A 19088-nucleotide genomic window follows, 5' to 3' on the forward strand; every position below is an offset into this window, starting at 1 on the left:
GCCCGCCAAACGCTTGCAATCAGTCTGAAAATTAGTTTTTTAATATTTTGTATACACATAGAAGGTTATCTCCTAGGAGATAACCTTTTTAGTTTGAGATTAATTTGTTTAATAAAAATCGAAATTGATCTCTTTCACTATGTGAAAGATTTTCGAATAAATTTAGCCACAATTCTTGACGGAAATTAAAGTTTTCTTCAATTAAACTTTTTCCTTCATCAGTTAATTCAAGCCATGTAACTCTTCGATCACGGCTATCTCTTTTTCGAGAAATTAAATGATTATTAACCAATTTATTCACAGCTGTTGTAATAGAACCTGAAGATAATCCAATTTGTCTTCCAAGTTCAGAAGCAGTAAGTTTTTGATTTTTATAAATTAAATATAAAAGCAAATATTTTGGTGGAGTTAAGGAGTTTTTTAATTCCTCATCAGTTTTTTGCCAGTTTTTTCGAACTCGAATCATTAAACTTGTTAAATCATCTAGTAGAAGTTTGTCGTTTTCGGTTAACAAGCAGAATCCACCTCCTAAATTATGATTTAATTATGTAAATATAGTGAGTATTGTACGTATAGGTTACCAATTTTCTAATTGATTTTCAAGAAAGCACGATTTTAGGCAAGATTTTTAAATTTGCTAAGTTTTGGCTGTATAGTATCTATAGTGTTTTGTAAATAGTATGATAAAAGACATTGGTAGGGGTGAAGTTCAATGTTTAAGTATTTTAAGTTTAAAATAAATGATACTGTTCAATTTGTAAAGAACGATGGTCATTTCTATCGAGTGATCGGGTACAGGATCGAAAAAAGTATTTATTTAAATGATGAGTACAGTAGCATTATATACGAACTCTTACGAGAATTTGATGGTCTTCAAGTTGACGCTGAAGAAGAAGAATTAGTAAGCGTATCGAACTTTGATGAATTCTACGGTTCAATGTTTGAAAAACTAGGTACATTTACAATTAAGTTTGCTAAAAAGCAAGAAGAAGTAAAGAAAACATTCATAGGTGAAGCCTCATCTGTTGACGAGCTATTAGATAAATATAATGATTATCGAAGACTGGCAATACTTTTTAAAGATTGTCTTTACGATTTAGCTGCCGAAAATGTTCTAAATGAGCTCACTGATTTTTCTGATTCAAAAAAAGATTACATGCATTAAAATTTATCTAATTTATACGTAAAAAAGATTACATGCATTAAGCATGTAATCTTTTTTCATTAGTTTTAATTGTAACAGATTTTTTTTGAAATTTACTTTCATAGACTAATTCGGTTACTTTGGCGCAGATTGCAACTGAAAGAATTGTATATCCTACTTCATTCCATGAAAGATAACTTAGTGAACAAAGAAGAATAACCGCGTCAAAAATAAAGTATACTTTACCAATCGATATTTTTGATTTTTTGCTCATTATTATTGTTATTAAATCATCCCCACCAGTCGCACCACCACTTCTTAGAATTAACCCTAAACCAAGTCCAGCGAAAATTCCACCTAGAATAGCGGGTATCCAAAGATGATTTCCAAAGTTAAATGTAATATTAGAAGATGTTTTTTCTATTATAGAATAAAAAACAGAAAACGAGATGGCGCCGATGGTAGTATTGATTAATAATTTTCTACCTAAATACAATCCAGCGATCAAGATAATTGGAATATCGAGTAGCAAAGTTGTAATTGAAGGCGATATATTTAATGCGTTCTTTACTAATAAAGCAATACCAATAAATCCACCTTCAGCTAAATTATTTTGATAATGAAAATGATACAGTGTAGTGGCTAAAATAAATGAACCAACTAAAATCATTAAGGTCTCACCCAAACGATTGTTACTCATTGTTATTTCCTCTTTTCGTAGTTAGTAGTTAAAAGTACAGCTTATAAACTAACTACGTACATATAGAGCTCGTAGTTAGTTTTTTTGCTTTCTAACTACATAGCTATATATCATTGAAGAAATAACATAATCGCCTGTCAACCATAGTTTCGCCTACCTTCAGTTTTATTTTAGAGTTCTTTTGGTTCTCTAAATTAAAACTGCTAAGTGTAGGATAAGTCTTTACGTTGCCAAATGCTCCTTCGAGCAATCATGGTTACACGTCCTTTTTACCAGTTTTGTTAGAATAATCTAACAGGTGAAAAATAAGTTCGTTGAGAACTTATTCTTAATTTTATCATATGCGAAAATATTTGAAAAAAGAAAAGAATTAACAAAAATCTACAAAAAGTTAGAAGTAGGGACGGGAATAAGTAGATGTGAAACAGTTTTTTGTTGAAATTAACCTTAAAAAAATGTGAAAGATTTCACAATTTAGCCATAGCATTTTCAATAAAAACGATATATATTATATGTGTAAACAATATTGTGAAAGATTTCACAATACTAAGAGATAAATGGGACTTAATGAATCCTAATGAATCATTAATGTCCAACATCAGAGGAGGAGAGCCAAATGGCTGTTCAAGAAAAAATTGTTAATGAAATAAGTAATGCTTCTGAAATGGTAAATGATTTAGTCGTAAAAGGACAAAAAGCACTAAAAGAATTTGAAAGCTATAATCAAGATCAAATCAATGAAATTGTACATTCGATGGTTCTAGCTGGTTTGGATCAACATATGCCACTCGCAAAAATGGCAGTTGAGGAAACAGGGCGTGGGATTTATGAGGATAAAATTATTAAAAATATATTTGCTACAGAATATATATGGAATTCAATAAAGGATAATAAAACGGTTGGGATTATTAGTGAAGATATACAAACTGGAATAACAGAAATTGCTGAACCTGTTGGGGTGATTGCAGGTGTCACTCCAACAACTAATCCTACATCAACAACATTATTTAAAGCAATCATTGCGATTAAAACAAGAAATCCGATTATTTTCGCTTTTCATCCTTCCGCACAAAAATGTAGTAGAGAAGCAGCAAAAATCGTTCGTGATGCGGCAATAAAAGCTGGAGCACCTGAAAACTGTGTACAATGGATTGAAGTCCCTTCTATTGAAGCAACAAAGTGTTTAATGAATCATGAAGGAGTGGCCCTTGTTTTAGCAACAGGTGGTGCTGGAATGGTTAAATCGGCTTATAGTACAGGGAAACCTGCTTTAGGGGTTGGACCTGGTAATGTTCCATGTTATATCGAGAAAACTGCTGAAATTAAGTGTGCAGTGAATGATCTTATTCTTTCAAAAACATTTGATAATGGAATGATTTGTGCTTCTGAACAAGCAGTTATTGTAGATAAAGAAGTATATGAAGAAGTGAAAGCAGAGTTAAAAGCAAATAATTGTTATTATGCTACAAAAGAAGATAAAAAGAAATTAGAAAAGCTTGTCATAAATGAAGCTACATGTGCTGTAAATGGTGACATTGTTGGTAAATCTGCATATGAAATTGCAAAAATAGCTGGAGTAAATGTACCAGTAGATACAAAAATTCTTATCGTTGAATGTGAAAGCGTTGGTGCAAATGAACCTTTAACTAGAGAAAAACTAAGTCCAGTTTTAGCTGCAATTAAGGTAAATGGAAAAGAAGAAGGATTTAAACGTTGTGAAGAAATGTTAGAGCTAGGTGGATTAGGCCATTCGGCAGTTATTCATAGTAATAATGAAGAAATTCAAAAAGAATTTGGACTAAGAATGAAAGCATGTCGTGTTATTACAAATGCTCCTTCAGCACATGGAGGAATTGGGGATTTATATAACGCATTTATTCCTTCTCTTACATTAGGCTGTGGATCGCATGGTAAAAACTCTGTTTCGACTAATGTAACAACTGTACACTTATTAAATATTAAAAAATTAGGAAGAAGAAATATGAATATGCAATGGGTCAAACTGCCACCAAAAATTTATTTTGAAAAATATTCAACTCAGTATTTAGAAAAAATGCCTAATATTAAAAAAGCATTTATTGTAACAGACGAAGCAATGGTTAAATTAGGTTATGTTGACGTGATTAAATATTATCTAGAGAAAAGACAAGAGAATATTCAGATTGAAATCTTTTCAGATGTAGAACCGGATCCTTCAGATGTTACTGTATTGAAGGGTGCAGATAGAATGATATCATTTGAACCCGATACAATTATCGCTTTTGGTGGTGGATCAGCAATGGACGCAGCCAAGGGTATGTGGATGTTTTTTGAATACCCAGAAACTACTTTAGACGGGCCTAAACAAAAATTCTTAGATATTCGAAAAAGAGCTTATAAATACCCTAAATTAGGTCGTAAAGCTCAGTTTGTCGCAATACCAACTACTTCTGGTACTGGTTCAGAGGTTACACCTTTTGCTGTTATTACTGATAAAGCTAACAATATAAAATATCCTTTAGCTGATTATGAATTAACGCCTGACGTTGCAATTATTGACCCTCAGTTCGTATCAACTGTTCCTAAAAGTATTACAGCAGATACTGGTATGGATGTATTAACTCATGCAATTGAGGCTTATGTAAGTGTCCTAGCTAATGATTATACAGATGGATTAGCATTACAAGCTATAAAATTAGTGTTTAAATATTTACCTAGAGCATACAAAGATGGAAACGATTTTGAAGCACGTGAAAAAATGCATAATGCTTCAGCAATAGCAGGTATGGCATTTGCAAATGCGTTCTTAGGAATTAACCACAGTTTAGCTCATAAAATTGGAGCGGAATTCCATATCCCTCATGGCAGAGCAAATGCAATCTTAATGCCACATGTAATAAGATACAATGCAAAAAAACCAACTAAGTTTACAGCATTCCCTAAATATAAGCATTTCATTGCAGATGAACGATATGCTGAAATTGCTCGTTTCCTAGGGCTTCCAGCTGTAACTGTTGAAGAAGGCGTTGAAAGTTTAATTACAGCTGTTATTAAGTTATCTAAGGAATTAAATATAAATATGAGTATCGAAGGACAAGGAGTTACTGAAAAAGAATTTTTAGAAAAAATTTCATATTTAGCTGATCGTGCTTTCGAAGATCAATGTACTACTGCAAATCCTAAACTACCTCTAGTAAAAGAATTAGAAGAAGTTTATCTTAATGCTTTTAAAGGATGTTAATGAATTTAAATTTTTCATTAAGGAGCACCTAAACAGGTGCTTCTTTTTTGACTAATTATATTTTGATATAATAGTCATATTGAAAGTGGTGATTAATGATGGAGTTAAAGCAACAAAATCCATGGTTTAAGGTAATAATAGGTGTTGAGCATAAAAATCAAACAGTGGAGTCATATTTAAAAAATGTGTGGCAGTTTCCAAAGAAGTTGCTACATGAATTAAGGATGGCAAAAGGTTGTAGGATTAACGGAGAAATTAAACCTTGGAATACAATCCTTTTGAGTGGTGACCAAGTTGAAATGCAATTGTACATAGAAGAGGATTATGGTGTAATTCCACAGGATCAATCTATTGAGATCTGCTACGAAGACGAACATTTACTTATTACTAATAAACCATTTGGAGTCGACACACATCCGAATGAAAAAGGTCAGTTAAATACATTAGCAAATGGGGTAGCATTTCATTTTCAAGAAAATGGATTAAAAACAAAAGTACGTCATATACACCGCCTCGATAAAGACACTACCGGTGGAGTCGTATTTGCTAAACATGCATTAAGTAGTTCAATTCTAGATTCGATGTTAAGTCAACGTAAAATAAAACGTACCTATACAGCTATAGTTGAAGGGAATGTTAAATCACCTAAAGGTACAATAAATGAAGCAATTGGAAGGGATCGACATCACCCTACCAGAAGAAGGGTTTCACCAAAAGGCGATAAAGCAATTACACATTATAAAAAAATAAGATATATATCAAAGTTAAACGTAACGATATTAGAATGTCAGTTAGATACTGGTCGAACACATCAAATCCGAGTTCATTTAAGCTTTTTAGGTCATCCATTAATTGGAGATCTATTGTATGGTGGGAAACAAAAATTATTGAATCGTCAAGGATTACACGCTAGTAATGTACAATTTACGCATCCTTTTACGAAAGAAAATTTATCGATTGATATTCCATACCCGTCGGACATAAAACAAATACTTAACGAAAAGTGAGATGAATGAAATGTTATTAGAGGTCATTGCCACAAACGTAAAAGATGCATTAGATGCAGAACGGTTTGGGGCAAATCGCATCGAATTAGTTACTGGAATAAAAGAGGGAGGATTGACACCAAGTTACGCTACAATTAAACAGGTTGTTCAAAGTGTCTCAATTCCAGTGCATGTAATGATTCGACCACATAGTCGTTCATTTTTATATGATCAGTATGATCAAGAAGTAATCTTAAGCGATATTGATGTATGTAATGAGCTCGGAGCAGCTGGTATCGTTTTTGGAGCCTTGACCAGAGAGAATACAATTGATGAAGATTTTTTAAAAAAAGTAACAGCTCGAGTAAAAGATATGAACTTTACATTTCATAGAGCAATAGATGAATCAAATGATCTGTTATCAGCTATTGATACATTAAAACAGTACCCTGAGATTACGCATGTATTAACATCGGGCGGTCTTGCTAGTGCAATTGATGGGAAAGAAACAATAAAAAATATGATTGAACTGACAAATAAATCGAATATAAAAATTTTAGCAGGAAGCGGATTATCGATTGAAAATGTATCAGACTTCATTGCATTTACGAATGTAGAAGAAATACATTTCGGTTCTGGGGTTCGAAAAAATAACTCTGCAATTGAAGAAATTGATTCTTATTTAATGGAAAGTTTGCGAAGAAGGTTAGTACGAGGATCAATCAAATAATGTTTGAATACATCAAAATTATTTTCACATAATAAAAAAGTAGTCCGTAAAAACGGACTACTTATAATACAGCTTTATACAAATGTTATTTATTATTTACCGATAAATTGTTGAGTCCAAGCATTTGATCTTGAATCATAACCAACACCAATTTGAGTTAAGTTAGGATTTAAGATATTTGCACGGTGACCAGCACTGTTCATCCAAGCAGTAACTACTTCTTCAGGTGTTTTTTGACCTTTAGCAATGTTTTCTGCTGCATAACTATAAGTGATTCCGAATTGTTTCATCATATCAAATGGTGATCCATAAGTCGGTGAAGTGTGATCAAAGTAATTTTTGTCAGTCATATCTTGTGATTTTAAACGTGCTGTTTTAGATAATGTTGCATTAACAGTAAATGGTTTTAAACCAGCTTTTGTACGTTCAGCATTTGTTAATTCAACTACTTTTGATTCATAAGCTGATAATGATGCTGAATTTGATGTTGTATCTGATGGTGTTGATGGTTTAGATGGTGTTTCAGTTGACGGCGTTGTTGGTTTAGATGGTGTAGTTGGTACCGTCGGTTTTGTTGTTGGTGTTGATGGTTTAGCCGGTGTAGCTGGCGTCGTTGGTACTGTTGGTTTTGTAGTTGTATTTGAACTATTACCTTGTTTTAGTTGAGCTTCTAATTGTTGTTTAATTGAATCTTGAAGCTTAGTCATATCAATACCAAATTTAGATAAATCTATTTTACCGTTACTAGTGTTTAAGCTTGGTAGATTAAAGTAGCTAAATAATACATTATTTAAATCAACTTTTTGAGTATATGCTTTTGTATCCTTATTAATTGTATCCGCGTGTACTGCAGTTACAGGAGCACCCACTAGTAGAGTAGCAGCCAATGTTGATAATGAGATTACTTTTTTCATGTCTTATTCCTCCATTTGTTTGGTTATTGTCTCGCTGTACAAGTAATACTTTAGCATGAAAACGCATGACATAATTATGGGAAATAATGGGGAGCTATATTTGAGGATTTTTTTGGTAGTAGTGTCTTAGTACAGAAATAAATAAAATCGTTGTTATGACAACTATTTTACTAGAATAATATTAAACAAGAATCATAAATTTTTGCTTAAAATTTCCACTAAAAAAGTTTGAAGTTAAGAAAACGTCCTATTTTAACGTTATAATACAGGAAGAAAAATCCAGATTTGTTGTTATCCAGTTACGATTGTAATCATTCTGTAATGAACGTATTGAGGGTGAATAATTTGAAATTATTTATTGATGATACTAGGCCATTACATTTGGGATTTATATTGGCAAGACCTTTTGATGAAGGATTAAAAGAATGAAAAGAGGTTTATTGCAGTAGGTTATTATGTAAGGTAAATAAATCTATATAGCATACTTGGCTTTTTAAAATGAAAAATGAAATTAAATCATTAATAATAGAAGAAAAGAAACAAAAAACTTAAATTACATAGAGCTATTATTAATAAAAGGACACTAATACTATAGTGTCCTTTAAACTTTTCCTTCATATATATAGTAGCGAAATTACATAACCAGTTTTAATTAATTAATACATGCTTCTCTATCACTGTCTTATGCACTTTATAATAATTTGTAATAACAGGGAGTATATCTTTAAAATCCGGACATTTAATACCTGTGTTTTGTAAATCAGTTAAGGTATTAATACAATCATATTCAGAATTACAATTAAAATAAGATAAAACCTCTTTTTCAACTTTAAGTAATCGTCTAAAGAATGGAATCGAAAGGAGAGGACTAATAAATTTAATTGGAATAATGCCTACGGTAGATTTGTTTAAATAATAGGAAAGAAAATCTTTATAAACATCTTGTACAGGGCAAGGAGAGGGATCTGTAATTTGATAAGTTTTGTTAACTCCGATTTCTGCATGACTCAAATAGTAAACAGCATTAATTAAATAGTCAATGGGAATGAAATTGCTATAAGCATTGTCTTTACCTATTTGAGGTATAGGTAAATAGCGAAGTTTTGTGAAGAAATTTAAAATGAAATATGGTCCATCAAATATACTTGTCTCACCAGTTTCTGAATGACCAACTACAATCCCAGGTCTTATAATGGTGATTGGAATTTGTGTTTTTAGTTTCTCAACTTCTATTTCAGCATAATACTTCGTTTCTTCATAAAAGTTTTTAAAAGTTTGTCCCATTTCTAACTCATGTTCATAAATTCTTCCTTCACGAGTTCCTGAGACATAGCTAGTACTAAAATAGGTATAACGCTTCAAAGATTTCAGTTTAAGTGCAAATTCATTTACATTTATAGTTCCTTTCACATTTACTTCATATGCGATTTTTTTAGGGACTGCAAGGTCGTAAATTGCAGCCAAGTGAAATAAATCCGTTATATCATTAAATAGTACATTAAGGTTTTTTAGGCTGAGCCCAAAGTTTTTCTTGGTGATATCACCACTTAAAAGTTCTATTTTTAAAAGAGTGTAATCTGGATACTTTTGATCTAATGTAAATAAAAAGTCTCGGCATTGTTTTTCAGTATTAGGAAGAATAAGTAAATAAATTTTTTGAAAAGACATTTCATTATCAAGAATTTTGAAGAGTAAATGCTTCGAAATAAATCCAGGAAATCCAGTAATAAAGTATGTTCTTTCCATTCTAGCCACCTACTTTATGTAATTTAAATCCCTTTGTTTATTTTATTAAAGAAATATGCATTTAATGTAAAGTTCACTTCAATATAATAAAGGTATTTTGATCTTTTTTTCTCTATTTATGGAAGGTAAAACTCTAGGCTTTAGGCTATCTAGTTACTCATGAAACTTTTAAGGGTAAGTATAATTCATGATTTAGGTTATTTAGTACCTCATGAACCGCTTATGAGGAAGTATAATTCATGATTTAGGTTATTTAGTACCTCATGAACCGCTTATGAGGAAGTAAGATTCATGATTTAAGTTATTTTAGTACCTCATGAACCGCTTATGAGGAAGTAAGATTCATGAATTAGGTCACTTAGTACCTCATGAACCGCTTATGAGGAAGTATAATTCACGATTTAGTTTATTTAGTACCTCATGAACCGCTTATGAGGAAGTATAATTCATGAATTAGTTTATTTAGTTCCTCATGAACCACTTATGAGGAAGTATAATTCATGATTTAGCTTATTTAGTACCTCATGAACCGCTTATGAGGAAGTAAGATTCATGATTTAGGTTAAATAGATCCTCATGAAATGCTTATGAGCAAGTATAATTCATGAATTAGATTATTCATTACCTCATGAACCGCTTATGAGGAAGTAAGATTCATGAATTAGGTTATTTTAGTATCTCATGAACCGCTTATGAGGAAGGATAAATCTTGATTCAGCTAATTTAGTACCTCATGAACCGCTTATGAGGAAGTAAGATTCAAGATTTAGGTTATTTAGTTCCTCATGAACCGCTTATGAGGAAGTATAATTCATGATTTAGGTTATTTAGTTCCTCATGAACCGCTTATGAGGAAGTAAGATTCATGATTTAGGTTAAATAGACCCTCATGAAATGCTTATGAGGAAGTATAAATCTTGATTCAGCTAATTTAGTTCCCCATGAAGCCCAGCCATTATAAGCATATATCCGTCAATTTTAGCTTTTTCACCAACTCATAAATCCCTTTATCAGAAAAATAAGCAAAAAAAAGCTCGCCCATATGGACAAGCTTTTAAAATCATTTATTTAACTTGTTTTTTCAAGTCTTCAGCAACAAACTCTACGTTTGTGCCTACAACTACTTGTACGTTTTTATCGTCTAATTTAATAACTCCACGAGCACCAGCTTTTTTAAGAAGTGCTTCATTTACTTTAGAAGCATCTTTTACTTGTAAGCGTAAACGAGTTGTACAGTTATCAATATTTGTTAAGTTTTCTTTTCCACCTAGAGCTTGTAGGTATAAAGAATCACCAATTTCAGTTGTTACTTCATCAGTTTCAACATCTTCGTCTTCACGACCTGGTGTTTTAATGTTAAATTTCTTAATTGCGAAGTAGAACACGATAAAGTAAATTACACCAAAGATTAAACCGATTAGGAGTAACAGAATTGGTTTAGTTGCAATATTGTAGTTTAGAATGTAGTCCATGAAACCAGCTGAGAATGTAAAGCCATCTTTAATTCCTAAAGCATTTACGATACCCATTGATAAACCAGTTAAGATTGCATGGAGCGTATATAGTACTGGAGCAATGAACATGAATGCAAATTCGATTGGTTCAGTAATACCTGTTAAGAAAGATGTTAAAGCAAGCCCAATAAACATACCTGCAACAGTTTTACGTCTTTCTGGTTTTGCAGCAGCGATCATTGCAAATGCAGCAGCTGGAAGACCAAACATCATAATAGGGAAGAAACCAGTCATGAATGCACCAGCAGATTTGTCACCAGCGAAGAATCTGTTTAAGTCACCGTGAACTAATTTACCAGCAGCATCAGTAAAGTCACCTAAGTTGAACCAGAAAATTGTATTTAATACGTGATGTAATCCTAGTGGGATTAAAATACGGTTTAAGAAACCGAATACAGCAGCTCCGATTGGACCGATATCAATGATCCAGTTACCAACTGAGTTAATTGCATCTTGAATTGTTGGCCATACATAACCAAATATTCCTGCTAATACGAGCATAGTAGCTGATGTTATAATTGGAACGAATCGTCGTCCACTAAAGAATCCTAGCCATTCAGGTAATTTAATACCACTGAAACGGTTGTAAAGAAGTCCAGCTACAACCCCTGTAATAATACCACCAAGGGCAGCCATGTTAATATCTTTATTTATCGTAGTTGTTCCTGCAGTTAATACAAAGTAACCGATTGCACCTGCAAGACCGGCGGCTCCATTTCCATCCTTTGAAATACCGATTGCAACACCGATTGCAAAGATTAATGGAAGATTAGAGAAAATTGCATTACCAGCAGCCGCCATAAACGGAATGTTTAGAAGATCTGGTTGTCCAAAGCGCAGTAAAAGTCCTGCAGCTGGAAGGACAGCGATTGGTAGCATTAATGCTTTACCAATACGTTGTAAGAAACTAAGCATATTATTTTCCCTCCGAAAATTATTATAATGATTACGCTTTCAATAATAACTTAAAAGCTCTAACTTGTCTATACAACTAGTTAAGATAAAAATTGCTATTTTCTTCCAAAAAAATTAAAAATAAAAAGGGAAGAATTAATTCTCCCCCTATATTAAGCCATTTTATATAGTTTGTTTTTCTTTAATCATTGACCCTTTAAATGACTTTGCGCTTGAGCAATTAAACGTTTAGTTATTTCGCCACCAACTGATCCGTTTGAACGTGCAGTTGTATCTGATCCTAAAGTTACACCAAATTCGTTAGCGATTTCATATTTAAATTGATCAAGTGCTTGTTCTACACCTGGAACTAATAATTTATTTGTTCTTGTCATGATTATCTCCCTTTCTGTAAGTAATAGCTTACAATTCTATTTTTTACATTTAGGGTTTTCTCATGCTTGGTAAATACAGTCATATTAGGGTTATGTTAACTTTTTAACCAATGCTGAGCCTTCAACGACGAGTACATTTTCTTGATTATATACATTCGTTTGAAGCGTTAATAATTTTTTATCATCTCTTTTACGTACAACACTGACGATTACTTTAATTGTGTCATTAATTTTTACTGGTGCTTTGAAGAATACTTCTTGAGATAAGTAGATGGTGTTTTTGCCGGGTAGTTTTGTACCTAGTACTGAGGAAATAAAGCTGCAAATCAACATGCCATGTGCAATTCTTTCTTTAAAGATGCTTTCTTTTGCAAAATCATCTAATAAGTGAATTGGATTTACATCTGTTGAAATTGCAGCAAATTGTTCAATTAACTCTGCAGTAATTTTAACTTCAAGAGTAGCTTCGTCACCAACTGAAATGGAGTCAAAATGAACTTCCTGTACATTTCTTGCACTTTCGAAAACATTCATTTTGTTTCATCCTCTCCTTGATGAAATGTCTAGCTAATCAAGAAAATTGTTTAAGTATATTAATTATAGTTTTGTGAATGAGAATTCTTGTAAGTTTTTAAACCAATCTTCTTGTGTTTTTTGGAACTGTTGGTACATGTTCGTCCAAGCAGTGTAAGGTGTGTTATTTAATGGTTGTTTAAAAAATTGTTGAAAAAATTGTTGTTGTTGATTTGAAAATGTACTCATAACTTGAAAAAACGGTTGATATGGGTTTTGATTCATATTTGTCCATAAAGATTGAAATGGAGCAAACTGATCAAATAATTTTTTCCAAGTTTTTTCATAAGTTTCTTGATTAATGGTAGGTTTAATTTCGTTTAATAACTTAATCATTTCTTGGAACTGCTCGTAAGACTCTTGTTGTTGTACTTGAACTTGCTCGTTTAAAGTTTTCCATTGTTTTGCTTGTTCTTGAAATAAAGACTCTGTCCATTGTTGAATTTGTAATTGATTGTCTAACAAATATTGAAGCATTTTTTGAAAATTCTCAGCTGCAAGTTCAGTTTGTAATTCGATTGTTTTTTCAGTCATTAGTGTTTCCTCCAAAAAAATTTATTATTGAATGCATTGCTGCAATTTCAATCATCTTTAAAACTTTGATCAGAGTTGCTAAATGGAAAGAATGAATTTGTGTAAATCGAAAAAAATGTTTGGAGCATCTGATTATATTGAGTAAATGAATTATGACAAGTTTTTAGATATTCCTCTCCGGCATCTGTAATTGAGTAAATTCGCTTTGCCGGACCTTCCATTCCATATTCCCAACTAGATTTAATATAACTTTCTTTTTCAAGTTGTCTTAGAATTCGATAAACATTACTTGAATCAAGCGTAGTAAAACCTAAATCAAATAATACTTGCATTAATTTATAGCCATGCATATTCCATTGCTTAAGGCTAAGAAGTAGAAAGGGAACTAAGAAGTTTTTAGGCAATGTAATCGAATCAGAGGTTTCGTGTTTATTTTTTTTACTTGTTTCCTTTTCATTTGTTGTCATAAAGTTATGTTCCCCCCTATATCGTAGTAATGGAATCATCATCCCTTAGGTGTAATTTACACTTAGTTAAATTTATTGTCAATGTATTTTAAATATAATGAATATTATAAAACAAATTTCGACAGAAAATGTAGAAATATCACGAAAACATTGGATTGTTTTGTCGTTAGCTTGTTTTCTATACTTAAAAGTAGTGAGGGGGATTAACATGTCAGAGCAAAATTATTCAGATCCATTGAAAATGTGGAAGCAAATGTATGATGTAAATGAAAAATACTTTGGAAAAATGATGAACGAATATGTTCAGAAAGAAGAATTTTCCGAGTGGATGGGTTCTGTAATAGATTTTAATCTATTCTGTAAAAAGATGTTGAATGATCAATCAAAAACTTTCTTAGAGGCTTCAAATATTGCTTCTAAAGAAGATATTGCAAATGTAGCTAGCTTAGTGATTAATTTAGAATCGAAAGTAGATACATTAGAAGATCAATTATATTTAGATTCCCAACCCGAGTTAGATGTAGCAGCATTGAAAAAAGAGTTAGACATTGTGACAGTTAAACGAGATCTTACAAAATTGAAAGCTGAAACCAAATCAATTCATCAACAAGTTAGTGAATTAAAGTCATCAATGGAAAGTATTGAACAATTAAAGTCTTCAATGGCTAACATTGAACAACTTTTACAACAATTAACGACTAAACAACCAACAAAACAATAATTAGTTAAAAAAGGAGAAATGATAATGGATTTAGTAAATCGTGTAGCGATCGTAACAGGTGGAGCAAAAGGGATAGGAAAAGGTATAGCATTTGCTTTAGCAGAAAAAGGAGCAAAAGTTGTAATCAATTATAATAATAGTGAAGCACACGCAAAAGCAGTGGTAGATGAACTTTTTGAAAATGGTTATGAAGCGTTAGCAGTGCAAGCTAATGTTGCTGAATTAGATCAAGCGAAAGCATTAATTGATCGTACGGTTGAGCATTTTGGCCGATTAGACATTATTGTTAATAATGCTGGTATTACTAGAGACCGTAGTTTCAAAAAACTAAGTGCAGAAGATTGGCATGAGGTTATTGATGTAAATTTAAGCAGTGTTTATAACACTTGTAATTCTGCTTTACCATACTTACTTGAATCTGATAACGCTCGTATCGTTAATATTTCATCAGTTATTGGTCAGGCAGGCGGATTTGGCCAAACAAACTATTCTGCTGCAAAAGCTGGTATGATTGGATTTACTAAATCATTAGCACTTGAATTAGCAAAAACAAACGTTACGGTAAATTCTGTATGTCCAGGATTTATTGAAACTGACATGGTAAGAGAAATTCCAGAAAATGTACAAGAGCAAATTAAATCAAGAATACCAAAAAGAAGATTTGGTACAGTTGAAGAGATTGCTAAAGCTGTAATTTACTTATGTGAAGGTGGAGAGTACATTACTGGTCAACAGATTAATGTAAATGGCGGACTTTACGTTTAAGGCTTACTTAATAGATTACCTTTTTTAAGATCAAAAGGGGGGAAATGTGTGTTTAATTCACAAATGTTAGAAGAAGCTACGGAATCGCTTCCGAGCGGATTAAAAGAATCATACAAAAGATTGAAGAAAACTGCAGATATTCTTATAAAAGAGGGAGAACCTTTAGTAGGTCAATCTCCTAAAGAAGTTATTTGGACGAAAAATAAAAGTAAGTTATATCATTATATTCCAACTACAAAAAAGGTAAAAAAGACTCCAATCTTTCTTATCTACGCTCTAATTAATAAACCGTATATTCTTGATTTAACAAAGGGGAACTCGTTTGTTGAGTATCTTGTTAATGAAGGATTTGATGTTTATTTATTAGATTGGGGAACCTTTGCTCATGAAGATCGTCATTTAAAATTTGACGATATTATTCACGACTATATTGCAAAAGCGGTAAATAAGGTACTTCGTTTTTCAGGTGCAAAAGAACTATCGATGTTAGGATATTGTATGGGTGGTACGTTAACAAGTATTTACGCATCACTTTATGAAAATGCACCAATTAAAAACTTAATTTTTGTAACTAGTCCATTCGATTTTTCAGATACAGGTTTATATGGTGCATTTTTAAATGAAAAATACTTTGCACTTGATAAAGCTGTTGATACATTAGGGAATATACCTCCTGAAATGATCGATTTTGGTAACAAAATGTTAAAACCTGTTACTAATTTTGTTGGACCTTATGTAACATTATTGGATCGCTCTGATAATACAAAATTTATTAGGTCGTGGCAGTTAATGCAAAAATGGGTTACAGATGGTATTCCATTCCCAGGTGAAGCATATCGCCAATGGATCAGAGAGTTTTACCAACAAAATAAATTATTAAGCGGTGACTTAGAAATTAGAGGAAGAAAAGTAGATGTATCAAACATTAAAGCTAATGTTTTAAATATTTCTGCTACGAAGGACCATATTGCGATGCCTTGCCAAGTTGAAGCATTAAATGAGCATATTTCTAGTGTAGATAAGCAGTATGTTTCGATTCCATCGGGCCATGTATCAATCATGTTTGGACCTGTTTCATTAAAAACGACATATCCTACAATTGGTAAATGGTTAGCTGAAAGATCATAATTTCAGTAAATTTCTAGAAATCCATTCACATTAAATATTATATTAAAAAATCTCACTTTTAAAAAAGTGGGATTTTTTTTATTCAACTGACAAAAACTACCTTAAATATGATCTGAAGAAAGGAGAATAGAAGACGTGAAAAGTATTAGCGGAGTTTTGTATTGGCCAACGACTTACACTGATTCTCATCCCGATCTAGAAAAGATAAAGCCACTCGATGAAGATTTAGATTGTGATTTTGTAATAATAGGCGGTGGTGAATCAGGAAGTTTATGCGCATATTTCTTAAGTCAAACGGGAGCTAAGGTCATTTTATTAGATAAGCGAAAAAAAGTTGTACAGGGAAGTACTAGTGCAAATACGGGGCTCTTACAGTATACAAATGACAAATCTTTAAATTCATTTATTAATTCATATGGAAAAGAAAAAGCTGTTCGTCATTACCAATTATGTGTAGAGGCAATTAAAGGGCTTGAAGAAATGTCAAAAACACTTGAAATTAATTCTGATTTTATAAAAAGAAAAAGTTTATACTATGCTAGTAATTTAGATGGTAAAGAAATGATTGATTTGGAATATAAAGCATTAAAAGAAAATGGTTTTAATGTTGAACGATATACAAAATCGCAAATTGAAGAAAAGTTTAATTTTACAAAGGAAGTTGCATTGTTCACAGGGGATGACGCTGAAGTAAATCCATATAAATCCGCACACGGCTTACTGTTATATGCTCTGAAACGAGGATTGAAGGTGTATTCGGATACAGAGGTAACTCGGATCATCGGTAAAGATGAAGGGGTACAACTTTTTACTAAAAATAAACATACGGTTCGAGCAAAAAAAGTTATTTTTGCTGGGGGTTATGAATCGTTAGAGATAAAAAGTGAGAAAAATGCAATTTTAACTTCAACATTTGCGATTGCAACACAACCTCTAGTTGAAAATAGCAATGCATGGTATGAAAATTGTTTAATTTGGGAGACGGCAAGACCATATTTATATCTACGGACTACAGTGGATGGAAGAATAATTGTCGGAGGACTTGACGAACCTACAATAATACCAGAAAAACGTGAATCTATGTTATTCCATAAAAAAGAACTGCTAATAAAAAATTTAATAGAGTTGTTTCCTCATTATAAAGAAGCTAAAGCAGAATATTATTGGACAGGTACATTTGGAGGAACACATTCCGGCTTACCAATGATTAGACAATACGATGAATATCCTAATTGCCTTTTTTTAATGGCATATGGCGGCAATGGAACGGTTTATAGTTATATATTAGCTAAAATACTAAAAGATCTAGTTACTGTGGGGTCTCATCCAGACGCATATCTTTATATGGATCATTAAATTTTAATTAGAATGTTAATCGATTACCAATTTTATGTATAAAAAGAGTAAAGTAGTAAGAAAATTTAATAGGTAATAAAAATATAGGAGTGTATTACATGAGTTATCATGAAATGTTTACAGAGTTGTTTTTAGGTTATATAGCTCTTTTTATTGTCGTTAAAATTAATGGGAAAACACAAATTACACAAATAACGCCATTTGATTTGATTTCGTCACTAGTGTTAGGAAATATACTAGGAGATGGAATATATGATAAAGAAGCAAATCTACCAAAAATTCTTTTTAGTATATTTGTTTGGGGTGCATTAATATTTGTTACTGAGGTCTTGACACAAAAATCAATGTGGGCAAGAAAGTTCTTAGAAGGTGATGCTTCTATTGTAATTAAACATGGAGCAATTCAATGGAAAGAATTGAAGAGAAATCGTTTGGACACTGACCAACTGATGCAATTACTAAGAGCAAAGGATACTTTTGCAGTTAGTGAAGTTGCGTATGCTATTTTAGAAAATGACGGCACGATTAGTGTCCTGAAGAAATCAAACTTTGACACGCCTACTAAACAGGATTTAAAAATTCAAATGGAAAAAGAATTTTTACCTGTGGTCGTAATTAGTGATGGAAAAATAATTAAAAGGGCTCTTAACTCTTTGAAAAAAGATGAAAAATGGGTTCATAAAAAACTTTCTGAGTCAAATTTATCACTTAAACAAGTATGCTTTGCAGAATGGGATTCAAAACAATTACATTTACATACGTATTAATATAAAAATTTGAGGATGAGATAAATGAAATATTATATTTATTACTGTTTTGGTGGTACACATTCTTCACCTTTGGCTGCTGCATATCATTTAAAGCAATTACCACTTGATCGCCAGCCGACAACGGAAGAAGTAAAGAATACCTATTTATTTAATAAACTAAAACCAAAAGATGGTGGAAAACTATTTTTTCACGGTGAAGACGAAAATGGAGACCAAGTGTATACAGTAGCAAAAAGATATACTAAAAATGTACCGACAGCGATCGAAAGTTTAGGAAAAATCTTATTAAATGAAGAAGATAAAATTATTTTATCAAGTACATCGCCAACAGTACCACTAGCTATGACTTTAGGTGGTTTTACATCAAGATTTTTACATATCGATTTTATTGGGGTTCCATTACTTGTATTAGGGGCTAAGCAAACTTATTTGAATTTGATAAAATTAGTTGAAAATACGAAAAGATATCATCACATAGCAGCTGAAAAGGTTACTGACTTATCTAATAAAAACTTCAATAAAGATTAAAAA

General features: G+C 31.9%; 18 protein-coding genes and 1 pseudogene. 10 read left to right on the plus strand and 9 right to left on the minus strand.

Features of this window, described 5'->3' with window-relative positions:
* Positions 1–88: 88 nt before the first annotated feature.
* Entirely contained in the window at positions 89–514 is a 426-nt protein-coding gene (locus ABEY15_RS07885) for a MarR family winged helix-turn-helix transcriptional regulator (protein WP_429889566.1), read from the minus strand.
* A gap of 198 nt (positions 515–712) precedes the next feature.
* Between ABEY15_RS07885 and ABEY15_RS07890 the strand changes: the two are divergent.
* Positions 713–911 (plus strand): annotated as a pseudogene (locus ABEY15_RS07890) (histidinol dehydrogenase); the annotation flags it as partial.
* A 291-nt stretch (positions 912–1202) separates the two neighbouring features.
* On the opposite strand, the gene ABEY15_RS07895 reads toward ABEY15_RS07890, so the two are convergent.
* A complete protein-coding gene (locus ABEY15_RS07895) occupies positions 1203–1814 on the minus strand; it encodes a YitT family protein (RefSeq protein ID WP_429889657.1) in 612 nt (203 codons plus the stop codon).
* 646 nt (positions 1815–2460) lie between these two features.
* Here ABEY15_RS07895 and adhE point away from each other — a divergent pair.
* From adhE to ABEY15_RS07910, 3 genes are all read left to right on the plus strand, one after another.
* Entirely contained in the window at positions 2461–5064 is a 2604-nt protein-coding gene (gene adhE, locus ABEY15_RS07900; protein WP_429889567.1) for a bifunctional acetaldehyde-CoA/alcohol dehydrogenase, read from the plus strand.
* A gap of 98 nt (positions 5065–5162) precedes the next feature.
* Positions 5163–6071, plus strand: coding sequence for an RluA family pseudouridine synthase (locus ABEY15_RS07905; protein ID WP_429889658.1), 909 nt, complete (start codon positions 5163–5165; stop codon positions 6069–6071).
* 10 nt (positions 6072–6081) lie between these two features.
* Complete coding sequence (locus tag ABEY15_RS07910; protein ID WP_429889568.1) at positions 6082–6780, plus strand: copper homeostasis protein CutC; 699 nt, start codon at positions 6082–6084, stop codon at positions 6778–6780.
* A 92-nt stretch (positions 6781–6872) separates the two neighbouring features.
* On the opposite strand, the gene ABEY15_RS07915 is transcribed toward ABEY15_RS07910, so the two are convergent.
* From ABEY15_RS07915 to phaQ, 7 genes are all read right to left on the minus strand, one after another.
* Positions 6873–7694, minus strand: a complete 822-nt coding sequence (locus ABEY15_RS07915) for a CAP domain-containing protein (RefSeq protein ID WP_429889569.1) — start codon at positions 7692–7694, stop codon at positions 6873–6875.
* A 648-nt stretch (positions 7695–8342) separates the two neighbouring features.
* Positions 8343–9440, minus strand: a complete 1098-nt coding sequence (locus ABEY15_RS07920) for an SDR family oxidoreductase (RefSeq protein ID WP_429889570.1) — start codon at positions 9438–9440, stop codon at positions 8343–8345.
* 1064 nt (positions 9441–10504) lie between these two features.
* On the minus strand, positions 10505–11869 hold the full coding sequence (nagE, locus tag ABEY15_RS07925) for an N-acetylglucosamine-specific PTS transporter subunit IIBC (RefSeq protein WP_429889571.1): 1365 nt from the start codon (positions 11867–11869) through the stop codon (positions 10505–10507).
* A 185-nt stretch (positions 11870–12054) separates the two neighbouring features.
* On the minus strand, positions 12055–12243 hold the full coding sequence (locus ABEY15_RS07930) for an alpha/beta-type small acid-soluble spore protein (protein WP_056474082.1): 189 nt from the start codon (positions 12241–12243) through the stop codon (positions 12055–12057).
* Positions 12244–12333: 90 nt separating this feature from the next.
* Positions 12334–12777, minus strand: coding sequence for a MaoC family dehydratase (locus ABEY15_RS07935; RefSeq protein WP_069035488.1), 444 nt, complete (start codon positions 12775–12777; stop codon positions 12334–12336).
* Between the two features lie 63 nt (positions 12778–12840).
* Entirely contained in the window at positions 12841–13350 is a 510-nt protein-coding gene (locus ABEY15_RS07940) for a hypothetical protein (protein WP_429889572.1), read from the minus strand.
* Between the two features lie 47 nt (positions 13351–13397).
* The gene (phaQ, locus tag ABEY15_RS07945; RefSeq protein ID WP_429889573.1) at positions 13398–13817 is read right to left on the minus strand and encodes a poly-beta-hydroxybutyrate-responsive repressor; all 420 of its coding nucleotides are present in this window, start codon (positions 13815–13817) and stop codon (positions 13398–13400) included.
* Positions 13818–14025: 208 nt separating this feature from the next.
* Here phaQ and ABEY15_RS07950 point away from each other — a divergent pair, with 208 nt between their 5' ends.
* From ABEY15_RS07950 to ABEY15_RS07975, 6 genes are all read left to right on the plus strand, one after another.
* The gene (locus tag ABEY15_RS07950; protein ID WP_097975792.1) at positions 14026–14538 is read left to right on the plus strand and encodes a polyhydroxyalkanoic acid synthase subunit PhaR; all 513 of its coding nucleotides are present in this window, start codon (positions 14026–14028) and stop codon (positions 14536–14538) included.
* Between the two features lie 21 nt (positions 14539–14559).
* The gene (locus tag ABEY15_RS07955; RefSeq protein WP_429889659.1) at positions 14560–15303 is read left to right on the plus strand and encodes a 3-oxoacyl-ACP reductase; all 744 of its coding nucleotides are present in this window, start codon (positions 14560–14562) and stop codon (positions 15301–15303) included.
* 63 nt (positions 15304–15366) lie between these two features.
* The gene (gene phaC, locus ABEY15_RS07960; RefSeq protein ID WP_429889660.1) at positions 15367–16431 is read left to right on the plus strand and encodes a class III poly(R)-hydroxyalkanoic acid synthase subunit PhaC; all 1065 of its coding nucleotides are present in this window, start codon (positions 15367–15369) and stop codon (positions 16429–16431) included.
* 135 nt (positions 16432–16566) lie between these two features.
* Positions 16567–17787, plus strand: a complete 1221-nt coding sequence (locus ABEY15_RS07965; protein ID WP_429889574.1) for an NAD(P)/FAD-dependent oxidoreductase — start codon at positions 16567–16569, stop codon at positions 17785–17787.
* Positions 17788–17885: 98 nt separating this feature from the next.
* Positions 17886–18554, plus strand: coding sequence for a DUF421 domain-containing protein (locus ABEY15_RS07970; protein WP_429889575.1), 669 nt, complete (start codon positions 17886–17888; stop codon positions 18552–18554).
* A gap of 24 nt (positions 18555–18578) precedes the next feature.
* Positions 18579–19085, plus strand: coding sequence for a DUF3189 family protein (locus tag ABEY15_RS07975; protein ID WP_429889576.1), 507 nt, complete (start codon positions 18579–18581; stop codon positions 19083–19085).
* The last annotated feature ends 3 nt before the right edge of the window (positions 19086–19088 follow it).

Origin of the sequence: Gottfriedia acidiceleris, from assembly GCF_050457485.1 — a bacterium.
Lineage (GTDB): Bacteria > Bacillota > Bacilli > Bacillales > Bacillaceae_G > Gottfriedia > Gottfriedia acidiceleris_D.

Bases quoted from the DNA above. Each gene is read 5' to 3' on its own strand.
- ABEY15_RS07895 (WP_429889657.1), bottom strand. From the start codon at position 1,814: ATGATTTTAGTTGGTTCATTTATTTTAGCCACTACACTGTATCATTTT.
- adhE (WP_429889567.1), top strand. From the start codon at position 2,461: ATGGCTGTTCAAGAAAAAATTGTTAATGAAATAAGTAATGCTTCTGAA.
- ABEY15_RS07905 (WP_429889658.1), top strand. From the start codon at position 5,163: ATGGAGTTAAAGCAACAAAATCCATGGTTTAAGGTAATAATAGGTGTT.
- ABEY15_RS07910 (WP_429889568.1), top strand. From the start codon at position 6,082: ATGTTATTAGAGGTCATTGCCACAAACGTAAAAGATGCATTAGATGCA.
- ABEY15_RS07915 (WP_429889569.1), bottom strand. From the start codon at position 7,694: ATGAAAAAAGTAATCTCATTATCAACATTGGCTGCTACTCTACTAGTG.
- ABEY15_RS07920 (WP_429889570.1), bottom strand. From the start codon at position 9,440: ATGGAAAGAACATACTTTATTACTGGATTTCCTGGATTTATTTCGAAG.
- nagE (WP_429889571.1), bottom strand. From the start codon at position 11,869: ATGCTTAGTTTCTTACAACGTATTGGTAAAGCATTAATGCTACCAATC.
- ABEY15_RS07930 (WP_056474082.1), bottom strand. From the start codon at position 12,243: ATGACAAGAACAAATAAATTATTAGTTCCAGGTGTAGAACAAGCACTT.
- ABEY15_RS07935 (WP_069035488.1), bottom strand. From the start codon at position 12,777: ATGAATGTTTTCGAAAGTGCAAGAAATGTACAGGAAGTTCATTTTGAC.
- ABEY15_RS07940 (WP_429889572.1), bottom strand. From the start codon at position 13,350: ATGACTGAAAAAACAATCGAATTACAAACTGAACTTGCAGCTGAGAAT.
- phaQ (WP_429889573.1), bottom strand. From the start codon at position 13,817: ATGACAACAAATGAAAAGGAAACAAGTAAAAAAAATAAACACGAAACC.
- ABEY15_RS07950 (WP_097975792.1), top strand. From the start codon at position 14,026: ATGTCAGAGCAAAATTATTCAGATCCATTGAAAATGTGGAAGCAAATG.
- phaC (WP_429889660.1), top strand. From the start codon at position 15,367: ATGTTAGAAGAAGCTACGGAATCGCTTCCGAGCGGATTAAAAGAATCA.
- ABEY15_RS07970 (WP_429889575.1), top strand. From the start codon at position 17,886: ATGAGTTATCATGAAATGTTTACAGAGTTGTTTTTAGGTTATATAGCT.
- ABEY15_RS07975 (WP_429889576.1), top strand. From the start codon at position 18,579: ATGAAATATTATATTTATTACTGTTTTGGTGGTACACATTCTTCACCT.